Annotated in this window: 15 protein-coding genes; 6 read left to right on the top strand and 9 right to left on the bottom strand. The window is 69.5% G+C overall.

The window, feature by feature from the left end; all coding sequences use genetic code 11:
• Positions 1-77: 77 nt before the first annotated feature.
• Positions 78-839 carry an SDR family NAD(P)-dependent oxidoreductase gene (locus ACFO6S_RS08385; RefSeq protein ID WP_378415882.1) on the bottom strand — a complete coding sequence of 254 codons (762 nt, stop codon included), beginning with the start codon at positions 837-839 and terminating at the stop codon, positions 78-80.
• A gap of 40 nt (positions 840-879) precedes the next feature.
• Between ACFO6S_RS08385 and ACFO6S_RS08380 the strand changes: the two genes are divergently transcribed.
• Together ACFO6S_RS08380 and ACFO6S_RS08375 are read left to right on the top strand one after the other, a co-directional pair.
• Positions 880-1,533 (top strand): TetR/AcrR family transcriptional regulator, encoded by a 654-nt coding sequence (locus ACFO6S_RS08380; protein ID WP_378415880.1) that lies wholly within the window; start codon positions 880-882, stop codon positions 1,531-1,533.
• A gap of 10 nt (positions 1,534-1,543) precedes the next feature.
• Positions 1,544-2,695 (top strand): acetyl-CoA C-acetyltransferase, encoded by a 1,152-nt coding sequence (locus ACFO6S_RS08375; protein WP_378415878.1) that lies wholly within the window; start codon positions 1,544-1,546, stop codon positions 2,693-2,695.
• Between the two features lie 101 nt (positions 2,696-2,796).
• On the opposite strand, the gene ACFO6S_RS08370 is transcribed toward ACFO6S_RS08375, so the two are convergent.
• On the bottom strand, positions 2,797-3,342 hold the full coding sequence (locus ACFO6S_RS08370; protein WP_378415876.1) for a TetR/AcrR family transcriptional regulator: 546 nt from the start codon (positions 3,340-3,342) through the stop codon (positions 2,797-2,799).
• Between the two features lie 191 nt (positions 3,343-3,533).
• Between ACFO6S_RS08370 and ACFO6S_RS08365 the strand changes: the two genes are divergently transcribed.
• Positions 3,534-3,806: a DUF2277 domain-containing protein gene (locus ACFO6S_RS08365; RefSeq protein WP_378415874.1), complete on the top strand. Its 273-nt coding sequence runs from the start codon at positions 3,534-3,536 to the stop codon at positions 3,804-3,806.
• Between the two features lie 96 nt (positions 3,807-3,902).
• Here the strand turns inward: ACFO6S_RS08365 and ACFO6S_RS08360 are convergent, their stop codons facing one another.
• Genes ACFO6S_RS08360 through echA20 form a run of 4 tightly spaced genes read right to left on the bottom strand, consistent with a single transcriptional unit; the run spans position 3,903 to position 7,385 of the window.
• Positions 3,903-4,967: an NAD(P)H-dependent flavin oxidoreductase gene (locus ACFO6S_RS08360; protein WP_378415872.1), complete on the bottom strand. Its 1,065-nt coding sequence runs from the start codon at positions 4,965-4,967 to the stop codon at positions 3,903-3,905.
• On the bottom strand, positions 4,964-5,713 hold the full coding sequence (locus ACFO6S_RS08355; RefSeq protein ID WP_378415871.1) for a CoA-transferase subunit beta: 750 nt from the start codon (positions 5,711-5,713) through the stop codon (positions 4,964-4,966). The genes ACFO6S_RS08360 and ACFO6S_RS08355 overlap by 4 nt, the downstream gene beginning before the upstream one ends.
• On the bottom strand, positions 5,710-6,600 hold the full coding sequence (locus tag ACFO6S_RS08350) for a CoA transferase subunit A (protein ID WP_378415869.1): 891 nt from the start codon (positions 6,598-6,600) through the stop codon (positions 5,710-5,712). The genes ACFO6S_RS08355 and ACFO6S_RS08350 overlap by 4 nt, the downstream gene beginning before the upstream one ends.
• Positions 6,600-7,385 carry a (7aS)-7a-methyl-1,5-dioxo-2,3,5,6,7,7a-hexahydro-1H-indene-carboxyl-CoA hydrolase gene (echA20, locus tag ACFO6S_RS08345; protein WP_378415867.1) on the bottom strand — a complete coding sequence of 262 codons (786 nt, stop codon included), beginning with the start codon at positions 7,383-7,385 and terminating at the stop codon, positions 6,600-6,602. The genes ACFO6S_RS08350 and echA20 overlap by 1 nt, the downstream gene beginning before the upstream one ends.
• 157 nt (positions 7,386-7,542) lie before the next feature.
• On the opposite strand from echA20, the gene ACFO6S_RS08340 reads away from it, so the two are divergent.
• Both ACFO6S_RS08340 and ACFO6S_RS08335 read left to right on the top strand, forming a co-directional pair.
• Complete coding sequence (locus ACFO6S_RS08340; RefSeq protein ID WP_378415865.1) at positions 7,543-8,319, top strand: SDR family oxidoreductase; 777 nt, start codon at positions 7,543-7,545, stop codon at positions 8,317-8,319.
• Positions 8,316-9,230, top strand: a complete 915-nt coding sequence (locus ACFO6S_RS08335; RefSeq protein ID WP_378415863.1) for an SDR family oxidoreductase — start codon at positions 8,316-8,318, stop codon at positions 9,228-9,230. Before ACFO6S_RS08340 ends, ACFO6S_RS08335 begins: the two co-directional genes overlap by 4 nt.
• Positions 9,231-9,304: 74 nt before the next feature.
• Here ACFO6S_RS08335 and ACFO6S_RS08330 read toward each other — a convergent pair whose 3' ends face one another.
• From ACFO6S_RS08330 to ACFO6S_RS08320, 3 genes are all read right to left on the bottom strand, one after another.
• Positions 9,305-9,976, bottom strand: coding sequence for a GNAT family N-acetyltransferase (locus ACFO6S_RS08330; RefSeq protein ID WP_378415861.1), 672 nt, complete (start codon positions 9,974-9,976; stop codon positions 9,305-9,307).
• A 109-nt stretch (positions 9,977-10,085) separates the two neighbouring features.
• Entirely contained in the window at positions 10,086-10,550 is a 465-nt protein-coding gene (locus ACFO6S_RS08325; RefSeq protein ID WP_378415859.1) for a nitroreductase family deazaflavin-dependent oxidoreductase, read from the bottom strand.
• A 7-nt stretch (positions 10,551-10,557) separates the two neighbouring features.
• On the bottom strand, positions 10,558-11,721 hold the full coding sequence (locus ACFO6S_RS08320) for a steroid 3-ketoacyl-CoA thiolase (protein WP_378415857.1): 1,164 nt from the start codon (positions 11,719-11,721) through the stop codon (positions 10,558-10,560).
• A 174-nt stretch (positions 11,722-11,895) separates the two neighbouring features.
• On the opposite strand from ACFO6S_RS08320, the gene ACFO6S_RS08315 reads away from it, so the two are divergent.
• On the top strand, positions 11,896-13,149 hold the full coding sequence (locus tag ACFO6S_RS08315; protein WP_378415855.1) for a cytochrome P450: 1,254 nt from the start codon (positions 11,896-11,898) through the stop codon (positions 13,147-13,149).
• Positions 13,150-13,230 lie beyond the last annotated feature (81 nt).

The following is a 13,230-nucleotide window of genomic DNA, read 5'->3' as shown; positions in this document are numbered from 1 at the left end:
GTGCGGCATTCGTTCAGTCCAGACTGAACGAATGCCGCACTCGCCTCGTTCGGGGGAGGCAATCGAGGCGAAGCCGCCTAGACCGTGTAGCCGCCGTCGACGTTCAGCTTCTGGCCCGTGACGAACCCAGCCCTGTCGCTCGCGAGGAAACAGACCGCCTCCGCGACGTCGGCGGCGGAACCGAAGCGGCCCAGCGGGATCCGGCTCATGGCCGCGGCCTGGGCGCGCTCGTCCAGGTCGCCGCCGCCCATCAGTCGCTCGGCCATCCCGTCGGTGAGCATGCCGGGGCCGACGGCGTTGAAGCGGACCCCGAACCGGCCCTCCTCGGCGGCGAACCCGCGCACCAGCGCCTCGACCGCGCCCTTGGTGCCTGCGGACAGGCCGTCGCGGACCGGGTACCGGTCGGTGGCGGCGGTGGTGACCGCGACGACCGAGCCGGCGGTGCGGCGCAGGGCAGGCAGGAACGCGTGCACCAGGGCGAAGAAGGCGGTGGCCTCGGCGCCCAGGTGCTCGGAGTAGGTGGCGGGGGAGACCTTCGACAGGTGCACCATCGGGATGTGCGGCCCGGCCGCGTGCACCAGGACGGACGGGTCGCCGAACTCGGCGCACAGTTGCTGCGCCCAGACCGCGACCCGGTCGGTGTCCGCCAGGTCGACGCGGGCTGCGTGGGCGCGTCCGCCTGCCGCGGTGATCTCCTCGACGAGGGCGTTCGCGCGGGCGGCGTTGGCGCGGTAGGTGACGGCGACCGGCAGACCGGAAACGGCCAGGCGTCGGCTGATCTCGATCCCGATGCCGCCGGATCCGCCGGTCACAACCGCGCACGTGGGGTTCTCAGACATGTCGGTACCCTAACAAGCGCTTGGTTGATATGCTGGGACGGTGACCCCTCCGCCTCGCGCTGCCGAAGAGTCCGCCAGTAAGTCCGGTCGCAGGGCCGAGCTACTCGAACTGGCGGCCTCGCTGTTCGCCGAGCGCGGGATGCGCGCGACGACGGTCCGGGACATCGCCGATGCCGCAGGCATCCTCTCCGGGAGTCTCTACCATCACTTCGACTCCAAGGAGTCGATGGTCGACGAGATTCTCCAGCGGTTCCTCGACGAGCTCTTCGGCCGCTACCGCGAGATCGTGGCGGCCGGGCTGACCGCGCGCGCCACCCTCGAGGCCCTGGTGATCGCGTCCTTCCAGTCGATCGACCGCTCGCACGCCGCCGTCGCCATCTACCAGGACGAGGCCAAGCACCTCGTCGGCAACGAGCGCTTCGACTACATCACCGAGCGCAACCGGGAGTTCCGCGGACTGTGGGTCTCGGTGCTCGAGTCCGGGATCGAGGACGGCAGCTTCCGTCCCGACATCGACGTCGAACTGGTCTACCGGTTCATGCGGGACACCGTGTGGGTGGCCGTCCGCTGGTACCGGCCGGGTGGTCCGCTGCCTGCCGGCGTGGTGGCCGCCGAATACCTCGCCATCGTGCTCGACGGGCTGGCCGGACCACGCAGGCTCGCTACCACAACTACTGCTGCACAAGAAGATTAGGAGCTCAACAATGTCCGAGGCATACATCGTCGACGCGATCCGCACCCCGATCGGCAAGAAGAACGGCAGCCTGGCTCCGGTTCACCCGATCGACCTGGGCGCGCACGTCATCAAGGCCGTCGTCGAGCGCACCGGCATCGACCCGTCGGACGTCGACGACGTCATCTTCGGCTGCGTCGATGCGATCGGTGGCCAGGCCGGCAACATCGCGCGCCTGTCGTGGCTGGCCGCAGGCCTGCCGCAGCACGTGCCCGGCGTGACCGTCGACCGCCAGTGCGGCTCGAGCCAGCAGGCCATCCAGTTCGGCGCGCAGGCGATCCTGTCCGGCACCGCCGACCTCATCATCGCCGGCGGCGTGCAGAACATGAGCCAGATCCCGATCTCCGCCGCGATGATCGTCGGCCAGCAGTACGGCTTCACCACTCCCACGGCCGAGTCGAAGGGCTGGACCGAGCGCTACGGCAACGAGGAGGTCTCGCAGTTCCGCGGCGCCGAGATGATCGCCGACAAGTGGGACGTCAGCCGCGAGGAGCTCGAGAAGTGGGCCCTGCAGAGCCACGAGCGCGCGAAGGCGGCCATCGCCGAGGGTCGCTTCGAGAGCGAGATCGTCCCGGTCGGTGAGTTCACCACCGACGAGGGCCCGCGTGAGACCAGCCTCGAGAAGATGGCCTCGCTCAACGTGCTGGTTGAGGGCGGACGCCTCACCGCTGCCGTCGCCAGCCAGATCTCCGACGGTGCCAGCGCGCTGCTGCTCGCCTCGGAGGAGGCCGTCGCCAAGCACAACCTCAAGCCCCGCGCGCGGATCCACCACATGAGTGCCCGCGGCGACGACCCGATCTTCATGCTCAGCGCGCCGATCCCGGCCACCAAGCACGCGCTGGAGAAGACCGGACTGACGATCGACGACATCGACCTGATCGAGATCAACGAGGCGTTCGCGCCCGTCGTGCTCGCCTGGATCAAGGAGATCGGCGCGGACCCGGCGAAGGTCAACGTCAACGGCGGCGCCATCGCCCTCGGCCATCCGCTGGGCGCGACCGGCACCAAGCTGATGGCGACCCTGCTCAACGAGCTCGAGCGCACCGGCGGACGCTACGGCCTGCTGACCATCTGTGAGGGTGGCGGCACCGCCAACGTCACCATCATCGAGCGACTGGGCTGACACCGGCTCACTGCTGCGGTCCTGCAGGGCATTCGCATCCGGTTCGACCGGATGTGGGTGCCCTGCAGTCGTTCACGCGGTCGGACGACGGCGGAACGGGATCAGGCGAGGGTGCCGATCAGCGCGTACAGCGCGTCGGCGATCCGGCGGCTCCACTCGTCGGCGTCCTCGTCGCCACGGGAGACGCCACGAATCATGGTGGCGGACAACAGGAGGTCGAAGACGGTGTCCGCGGTGGCGGCCGCGCCGGCGCCGGCATTCGGCACCTCCTTGAGGACCCGGGCGATGAACGCGGTCCGGGTGGGCAGCTCGGCACGCTCGACGAGGCGTTCGTGGACGCCGTCGTGATGGTGGTAGGCGGAGAGCAGTCCGGGGATGGCCGACCGGGCGGCCGGGTCGGCGGTGCGGCCGAGGAACTGCCGGGTCCAGGCGAGCAGGTCGGCGTGCAGGTCGTCGGTGGCCGGCGGCACCTCGCCGGTCTGCAGCTCGTAGATCGCGTCCTCGATGATCATCTCGCGCGTAGACCAGCGACGGTAGATCGCGGGCGCGCTGACCTGGGCCCGACGCGCGATCGCCTGGATGGTGGTCTTCTGGTAGCCGCACTCGACCAGCAACTCGACGGTGGCCTGCAGAACCGCCCGATCCACCTGTGGATCTCGCGGCCGGCCGGGGCCGCTCGTTTCGATGGGACGATCTGACGACTGCTTCACACGGCGGACCTTACCGGAGTGGTTGCCCCGCAACGTCACAACCTGGACAGGTGTCCATGATGCGGACCGGCGGCGGGCGATGTCCGCGGGGATGTCCCCGGCTCGTGATGCGGGGCTATCGTCGGGTCATGTGCCGAAACATCACCGAGCTCCGCGGGCTCGAGCCGGCGGCCACCGCGGAGGAGATCGAGGCGGCCGCGCGCCAGTACGTCCGCAAGGTCAGCGGAATCGCGAAACTCTCCGAGGCCAACCGGGAGGCATTCGAGACCGCGGTCGCGGAGGTCACCGAGACCACCACGCGACTGCTCGACGCGCTGCCCGCGCGACGGCAGCCGCCGCCGACGATCCCGCCGCTGCGTCGCCCCGAAGTTCGGGCCCGGATCGCCGCGCGGAGCGGCTGAACCCGACGAAACGACCGAGGGGCACCGCCACACGCTGTGCGTGCGGGGGTGCCCCTCAGTGCTCGTCGTGACCTGGGTCCGCGACGAGCTGGTGCGTCAGACGCGCAGTGCGGCCAGCGAGTCGATGCGCTCGCAGGCATCCGCGACGATGCGGTTGATCAGTTCCTCGCAGCTGGGCAGGTCGTCGATCATGCCGACGACCTGGCCGGAGGCCAGCACGCCCGCCTCGGTGTTGCCCTCGACCAGACCGGCCTTGAGCAGCATCGGGGTGTTGGCGGCCATGATGATCTGCTGCCAGGTGCGGTCGCCGGACTTCTTCATGGCGAGGCCGTCCTTGGCGAGCGTCGACCACTTCATGCCCGTCATGGCCTTGAACTTCATGGCGTTCTTGGTGGCCGCGACCAGTCCCTTGGCGTAGCTGGACTTCTCGAGCGCGTTCACCAGGTCCGTGTTCAGGACGCGGTGCGGCATGCCGTCGACCTTCACGGACACGGTGGTGTCCGTCAGGCCGCGCTGCAGGTACTGCTGCTTGACCGAGTCCGGCACCGCCGAGTCGCTGGTGAGCAGGAAGCGGGTGCCCATCGCGACGCCTGCGGCGCCGTAGGACAGCGCCGCGGCCAGGCCGCGACCGTCGAAGAAGCCGCCGCCTGCGATGACCGGGATGTCGACCGCGTCGAGCACGGAGGGGAGCAGCAGCGTCGTCGCGACTCCGCCGGTGTGTCCACCGCCCTCGCCGCCCTGCACGATCACCGCGTCGGCGCCCCAGGAGGCGACCTTGACGGCGTGCTTGGCGGCACCGATCGACGGGACCACGACGATGCCGTGATCCTTGAGCTTGGCGATCAGGTCCTTCTTGGGAGCCAGCGCGAACGAGGCAACCTTGACGCCCTCGCGGATCAGCAGGTCGCACCGTTGTCCGGCGTCCGACGCGTCGGCGCGCATGTTGACGCCGAACGGCTTGTCGGTGAGCTGCTTGGTCTTCTTGATCGCGACCTCGAGCTCCTCGTACGTCATCGTCGCCGAGGCGAGGATGCCGAGACCGCCGGCGTTGCAGGTGGCCGCGGTCAGGCCCGGTCCGGAGACCCAGCCCATGCCCGTCTGCACGATCGGGTGCTCGATGCCGACCAGTTCGGTCAGCGGCGTCCGCAGCTGGGCGGTCACAGCGAGACCTCGCGGTCACGCAGGCCGCGCGGGTCGATGACCTCGCGGATCAGGCGCAGTTCCTCGGCGGTCGGCTCGCGGGTGACGCCGGCCTCGGCGAGGCCCGCGATCTCGAAGGAGGTGTTGGCGGCGACGTCCTCGGCGGTGACGCCGGGGTGCAGGCTCACGGCGCGCATCGTCTGGCCGGGGCCCTGGAAGTCGAACACACCGAGGTTGGTGACCACCTGGTGGTTCTTCAGGAAGCGGAACGCCGGGTTCTCCGGGTCCACCTTGTCGTAGCCGACGCCGCACACCACGTCGACCTGATCGGCGAACACCCGGCTGGAGTGCTTGCCGACCCAGTAGCTGGTGGCGTGGTTGATGGTGTTGCCGGGGGCGCCGCGCAGGCCGAACATCTGGCGGGACGGCTTGTCCAGCGGGCCGAACGCCGACAGGTTCTGGTTACCGAACTTGTCGATCTGGTTCGCACCCATCACCACGTGGCGACGACCCGACGCGACCACGTCGAACACCTTCGAGAACGGGATGTAGCCCTCGATCGGCGCGGTGCCGCCGATGGCCGGGGCCTCGGCCAGGATCAGCGCCTCGCCGTCGGTGATGATCAGATCCGGCTCGGTGGTGAGCTTGGCCAGGCGGGCACCGATCAGCGGCAGCGTTGCCATGGGCGAGGCGAAGATCTCGCCGGCGTCGGCGAACAACTCGGCGCAGGCGATGGCGCAGTACTCCGCGCGGGTTACCTCGGTCATGACTTCTGCTCCTCTGCGAACTTGCGCACGGCGGCCTGGTAGTCGTCCTCGCTGCCGGACAGGTAGGTCTCGGCGAAGGCCTGCCACGCCTCGGGGGTCTTGGCGGACTCGGCGTAGTGGCGCTGGAACTTCTCGTCGCGCTTGTAGCCGCCGGCGAAGGTGAAGTGGGCGCCGTTCGGGGCCTCGGTGACGGTGTCGACCATCGCGCGGTTCAGGATCAGCGCCTGATTCGGGACGGACTTGACGAGCTCCTCGGTGGAGACGATCTTGTCGACGCTGAGGATGCGCTGCTCGGCCGCGAGGCAGAACAGGTCGTCGAAGTACGGGTCCACGCCGGTGTAGGCGGCGTTGCCGCGCTCGTCGGCCAGGTCCAGGTGGACCAGGGCGGCGTCGAGGTTCAGCGCGGGCATCGCGATGACGGACTCGATGCGGCCGTCGGCATCCGGGTACGGGGACGCGACGGTCTTGAGCTCGTCGCCCCAGACGGTCTGCGCGTCCGAGCCGAGGCCGGCGCGGATCGGCTGGAACGGCAGGCGCGCGGCGGCGGCCTGCAGGCCGGCCTTGACCATGCCCTCGTCCATCTCGCGGGACTCGATGGTCCCGGCGACGCGGGCCTGGGCGAACCAGGGGTCGTAGAAGGGCGCCGAGTCCAGGGACACGAAGCCGTAGTAGGCGCGCTTGACCTTGCCTGCGGAGATCAGCAGGCCGAGGTCCGGTCCGAGGTACCCGACGACGGTCAGGTCCTTGACGTCGCTGCGCAGCAGGGCGCGCACCAGGGCCATCGGCTTGCGCCGCGAGCCCCAGCCGCCGATGCCGATGGTCATCCCGCTCTGGATGCCGGCGACGGCCTCGTCCAGTGAGCGGCGCTTTTCGCGCTTCTCGGCCATTAGTTGCTGTCTCCCTTGGGTGCGGTGGTGTTCGACTTCGGCTTGCCGGTGGCGACGAACTCGTCCCGGTGCTCGTCGGCGACGCCGGCCAGGTTCAGCTCGAAGGTGAAGCCCTGCTCGATCCGGTAGCTGGTGTGCACGTCCATCACGTCGATGCGGTTGATCGCTTCCTTGGCACGCCGGATCACCCGGGTGTCCTTGGCGGCGATCTCGCCGGCGATCTTCAGCGCGCAGGCGTCGAGCTCTTCGCGCGGGACGACGTCGTAGACGGACCCGAAGTGCTTGAGGGTCTGGGCGTCGACGTTCTTGGCCGTGTAGTACAGCGTGCGCATCATGTGCTGCGGGACGAGGCGGGCCAGGTGGGTGGCCGCGCCCAGTGCGCCGCGGTCGACCTCGGGCAGGCCGAAGATCGCGTCGTCGGACGCGACGATGACGTCAGCGTTGCCGACCAGGCCGACGCCGCCACCGACGCAGAAGCCGTTGACCGCCACCACGACGGGGACCTCGCAGTCGTAGACCGCGGAGAACGCGGCCGCGCAGCCGCGGTTCGCGTCGATCAGCGCGCCGTGGCCCTCGGTGGCCTGCATCTCCTTGATGTCGACGCCGGCGTTGAAGCCGCGTCCCTCGGCGCGAAGGATCACCACGTGGGTGTCCATGTCCTTGCCGGCTTCGCGGATTGCGTCGGCCAGTTCGAACCATCCCGCGGAGGGGATTGCGTTCACAGGCGGGTAGTCGACGGTGACCGTGGTGATGCCGGACCCGTCGGATTTGGAAGTGATTCCCATCGTGATTCCTTAGGTAGGTCGCCAAACCAAGCGATTGCTTGGTAAGTTAGCACACCTGCGGGCAGGGCCGGAGTTCGTCGCCGGGCGGACAGCCACGCGGTCGGTGCCGGGCCCAGCCCGGTGCGCAGTGGAGTTCGTAAGACAGCGGAGGTAACAGGTGGATCTGGGTCTGGACGGCAACGTGGTGCTGGTCACCGGCGGTGTACGCGGGATCGGGGCCGGCATCAGCCGCGCCTTCCTGGACGCGGGCGCGACCGTGGTGACGTGTGCGCGACGACCCGCGGAAGAGCCGATCGAGGTGGCCGGACGGACCGCCGAGTTCATCGCCTGTGACGTCCGCGACCCCGAGCAGGTGCAGGCGATGATCGACCAGATCGTCGCCACCCACGGGCGTCTGGACACCGTCGTGAACAACGCGGGCGGCGCGCCGTTCGCGTTGGCCGCGGACGCCAGCCCCCGCTTCCACTCGAAGATCGTGGAGCTGAACCTGCTCTCGCCGCTGCTCGTCGCGCAGACCGCAAACGCGGTCATGCAGCGGCAGGAGACCGGCGGCTCGATCGTCAACATCTCCAGCGTCAGCGGCAGCCGCCCGTCTCCGGGCACCGCGGCCTACGGCGCGGCGAAGGCCGGCATCGACAGCCTGTCGGCGAGCCTGGCGGTCGAGTGGGCGCCGCGGGTGCGGGTCAACTCGGTGGTCGTCGGGCTGGTCGAGACCGAGCAGAGCCACCTGCACTACGGCGGGCCGGACGGCGTCGCCGCGGTCGGCGAGACGGTCCCGCTGGGTCGGATGGCGCAGCCCGCGGACATCGGCAACTGTGCGACATTCCTGGCATCACCGCTGGCGTCCTACGTCAGCGGTTCGACACTGACCGTCCACGGCGGCGGCGAGCGCCCCGCCTTCCTGGCGGCGGCAGACACAGAGGAGAACAAGTGAGTGGATTGGTGGACGGCCGCGTCGTCATCGTGACGGGTGCGGGCCGGGGTATCGGACGGGCGCACGCGCTCGCGTTCGCGGCCGAGGGCGCGAAGGTCGTCGTCAACGACATCGGCGTCGGCGGCGACGGTGCCGCGACCGGTGAGAGCCCCGGCGAGCTGGTCGTCGCGGAGATCATCGCGGCAGGCGGCCAGGCCGTCGTCAACGGCGACGACGTCGCCGACTGGGACGGTGCGCAGAACCTGGTCAAGACGGCCATCGACACCTTCGGCGGCCTCGACGTGCTGGTCAACAACGCGGGCTTCCTGCGTGACCGCATGCTCGTCGGCATGTCCGAGGAGGAGTGGGACTCGGTGACCCGGGTGCACCTCAAGGGTCACTTCGCGCCGCTGCGGCACGCGGCCGCCTACTGGCGCGCCGAGGCCAAGGCCGGTCGCCCGGTCGACGCCCGCATCATCAACACCAGCTCGGGCGCGGGCCTGCAGGGCTCCATCGGCCAGGGCAACTACGCCGCGGCCAAGGCCGGCATCGCCGAGATGACCATTCAGGCCGCGGCCGAGCTGAAGAACTACGGCGTCTCGGTCAACGCGATCGCCCCCGCCGCCCGTACCCGGATGACGGTCGGCGCCGGCGGCGCGATGGCCGAGGCCATGGCGGCACCGGAGGAGGGCTTCGACGCGATGGCGCCGGAGAACATCTCCCCGCTGGTGGTCTGGCTCGCCAGCGCCGAGGCGAAGGACGTCAGCGGCCGGGTGTTCGAGGTCGAGGGTGGCAAGATCACCGTCGCCGAGGGCTGGCGGCACGGCCCGAGCCAGGACAAGGGCGACCGCTGGGACCCCAAGGAGATCGGTCCCGTCGTCGCGGACCTGCTGGCCAAGGCCGAGGTTCCGACCCCGGTCTACGGCGCGTAACACCCGCCACAAACGCCACTGGGCGCGTCCGGAACGGACGCGCCCAGTGGCGTTTCTGCGTGCGGCCGCCCGTGCTACGCCGGCGTGCGGACGACGACGATGCTGCCGGGGAAGTAGGCGGCGAGCTCGGGCCGCGACTGCTTGATGGCGGCCGTGCCGACGCCCTGCTTCCGCGCCTCCGGGGCGACCCACACAGCGAGCTCGACCTCGCTGCCGCTCAGCTCGCCGAAGACCAGGCCGACGCACTCGGAGTGGTCGCCCGCGGCGCGCTCGCAGACGAACCATGCCGCGGTCTCGTCGTCCACCCGGCGCAGCCCCGCGCGGCGCTCGTCCTCGACCCGATCGGCGGACCACGGCTGGCCGTCGTCGCCGAGCTGCTCGGTGGAGCGGCGACGGAACAGGTCGGTGTCGCCCTTGCCCTGGCCGAACGGACGCAGGGAGACCCCCTCGCCGGTGCTGAACGGCCGCTGCTCCGGCAGCCACTTGAGCGTCGCGTCGAGGTTCGAGACCTCGTCGGCGAGCCGGTCCCGCTCGTGCTTCGTCAGCCGCCCGAGCTGAAGTCCCAGGACGGCGTTGGCGTTGGGCTCGGTGGTGCCGAGCAGGTCCGCCACCGTGCGGACCGCGGCCGCATGGTCATCGCTGTCGACGATGGCGTCGAGGATCTCGTGACGCATCTCGAGTGCCCGCAGCAGCGCCTTGGCGATCTGCCGCCGGTCGATGATCTGGTCCTGTGGCCCTGCCGTCATGTCGCGTCTCCCTGTCCGTTGAGTGTGCAACAGCAGAACGGGTGCCACGCGGTGGTGTCCGGTGGCACGCGTCCTCCCACTGCATTCTCTGTCAGATGCGTCGTGATTGCTACGCACACACGATGACGGGAATCTTCCGCTCGACCCAGGACTGGTAGTCGTCGAACTCCGGGTACATCGCCACCAGCTTCGGCCACAGCCGTGCGTGTTCGTCGTCGTCCGCCACGCGGGCTACGAGTTCGCGCACGTCGGAACGGATCTGGATCTTCACCCGCGGGTTCGCCTTGATGTTGAAGTACCACTGCGGGTGCTTCGGCTGCCCGCCCTGCGAGGCGACGAGGACGACGCGGCCGTCCTCCTCGAGGAACAGCAGCGGGCTCACCCGCGGCTCGCCGCTCTTGCGGCCGGTGGTGGTGAGCAGGCAGATCGGCAGCCCCGTCTTCGCGGCGCTGCCGACCCGCCACTTGCCACCGATGCGCCCACCGGTCGCCCGGTACGCGAACACATTCGACTTCGACATCCACTTGATGATGGCGCGGGTGAAATTCGTATCGAGCATCGGTGGGCGGTTCATCGTCGGATCAGATCCGCTCGATGATGGTGCCGGTGGCCAGCGCGCCACCTGCGCACATGGTGATCAGCGCGGTGGACTTGTCCGTCCGCTCGAGCTCGTGCAGCGCGGTGGTGATCAGGCGCGAACCGGTGCTGCCGACGGGATGGCCGAGGGCCAGCGCGCCGCCGTTGACGTTGACCTTGTCCATGTCCGCGCCGTGCACCCGGGCCCAGGACAGGGCGACGGACGCGAAGGCCTCGTTGACCTCGAACAGGTCGAGGTCGCCCATCTTCATGCCGGCCTTCTCGAGCACCTTGGCGGTGGCCTGGACCGGGCCGTCGAGGTGGAACTCGGGCTCGGCACCGACCAGCACCTGCGAGACGATCCGGGCGCGGGGCTTGAGGCCGAGCGCCAGGGCGCGGTCGGAGTCCATCAGCAGCACCGCGGCGGCGCCGTCGGAGATCTGCGACGAGGTGCCGGCGGTGTGGATGCCGCCCTCGATGACCGGCTTGAGCTTGGCCAGCGACTCGAGCGTGGTGTCGCGCAGGCCCTGGTCGCGGGAGACCAGCGTGGTCTCGGCGGTCGGCAGCTTGTCCTCGCCGATGACGGGGGCCGTCAGGGGCAGCACCTCACGGTCGAAGCGGCCCTCGGCCCAGGCCTGCTTGGCCAGCGCCTGCGAGCGGACGCCGAGTGCCTCGATGTCCTCGCGGGTGATGCCGCGGCGCTTCGCGATCCGCTCGGCCGCCTCGAACTGCGCGGGCATGTCGATGTCCCACGACGCGGGGCGCCGCGGTCCGGCCTCGGTGCCGACGTTGGCGCCGAGCGGAACCTGGCTCATCTGCTCGATGCCGCAGGCGACGCCGACGTCGATGGCGCCGGTGGCGATCAGCCCGGCGATCAGGTGGTTGGCCTGCTGCGCGCTGCCACACTGGCAGTCGACGGTGGTGGCGCCGGTCTGCCAGGGCAGTCCGGCGGCGAGCCAGGCCACCCGGGTGACGTTGTTCGACTGGGCACCGGCCTGGGTGACGCAGCCGCCGATGACCTGCTCGACGAGCATGGGGTCGAGGCCGGCGCGCTCGAGCAGCCCGACCTGGACGGCGCCCAGGGTCTCCGCGGCGTGCAGGCCGGACAGCCAGCCACCCCGCTTGCCGATCGGCGTACGGACGGCCTCGACGATAACTGGTGTGCCCACGGCGGGCTCCTTTCCTTCAAGTTCCTTCAGGTAACACTGAAAGTAGAACAGGTTCTCGCGATAGGGCAAGGGTGCGAGGTGCAGACCTTTCCCTTGCGTGAGCTCTGTGATTCAATGTTAATAGAACGTGTTCCACATCACCGGCGGCATGGGTCGCGAGGGTAGGAGACAGCAGTGGCACAGCCCAACATTCCCGCGGGTTTCGACTTTACGGACCCCGACATCTACGCACACCGGATCCCCGTCGAGGAGCTCGCTGAGGTCCGCAAGGCCGAGCCGGTGTTCTGGGTCGACCAGCCCGACGGCGTCGGTGGGTTCAACGACGGTGGCTACTGGTTGGTCACCCGGCACGAGGACATCCGCGACGTCTCGATGCGCAGCGAGGTCTTCTCCACCTGGGAGAACACCGCCATCCCGCGCTTCGCGGACGACATGCAGCGCGAGGCCATCGAGCTTCAGCGCTTCGTGCTGCTGAACAAGGACGCGCCGGAGCACACCAAGCTGCGCAAGCTGGTCTCCCGTGGCTTCACCCCCCGCGCGATCAACGGCCTCAAGGCCGAGCTCAAGGACCGGGCCGAGGCGATCGTGAAGGCCGCCGCCGCAGAGGGCAACGGCGACTTCGTCACCCAGGTCGCGGCCGAGCTGCCCCTGCAGGCAATCGCCGAGCTGATCGGTGTGCCGCAGGAGGATCGCGGCAAGGTCTTCGAGTGGTCCAACCAGATGACCTCGTACGACGACCCCGAGTTCGCCGACGTCGATCCGGCCGCCGCGTCGATGGAGATCCTCGGCTACGCGTACCAGCTGGCCGCGTCCCGCAAGGAGACCCCGGGTGACGACCTCGTCACCACGCTCATCGAGGCGGACGTCGACGGCGACGAGCTCAGCCCGGAGGAGTTCGGATTCTTCGTGATCGTGCTCGCGGTGGCCGGCAACGAGACCACCCGCAACGCCACCACGCACGGCATGAAGGCCTTCATGGACAACCCCGAGCAGTGGGAGCTGTACAAGAAGGAGCGCCCGAAGACCACGGCGGACGAGATCATCCGCTGGGCCACCCCGGTCGCGTCCTTCCAGCGCACCGCGCTCGAGGACACCGAGATCGGCGGCGTCGCGGTCAAGAAGGGCCAGCGCGTGGTGATGAGCTACGTCTCGGCCAACTTCGACGAGGACGTGTTCGAGAACCCGGACAAGTTCGACATCCTCCGCGACCCGAACCCGCACCTCTCGTTCGGCGGCACCGGCGCGCACTACTGCCTCGGCGCGAACCTGGCCCGCATGGAGATCGACCTGATCTTCAACGCGATCGCCGACTTCCTCCCGGACATCAAGCAGGTCGGCGAGACCCGCCGTCTGCGCTCCGGCTGGCTCAACGGCATCAAGGAGTACCAGGTCGACTACAAGACCGGCGGTTGCCCGGTCGACCACTAGGTCGCCCCGCACCACAGATACACCCCGGCAGCGCCGGCGAGACCACGGTCTCGTCGGCGCTGCCTGCTGTTACCCTGTCGG

The sequence above is a fragment of the Rhodococcus kronopolitis genome (assembly GCF_042654025.1).
Classification (GTDB): domain Bacteria; phylum Actinomycetota; class Actinomycetes; order Mycobacteriales; family Mycobacteriaceae; genus Rhodococcus_G; species Rhodococcus_G kronopolitis.
Note: the sequence above shows the minus strand (reverse complement) of the source record. Positions and strands in the feature narration are given on the sequence as shown.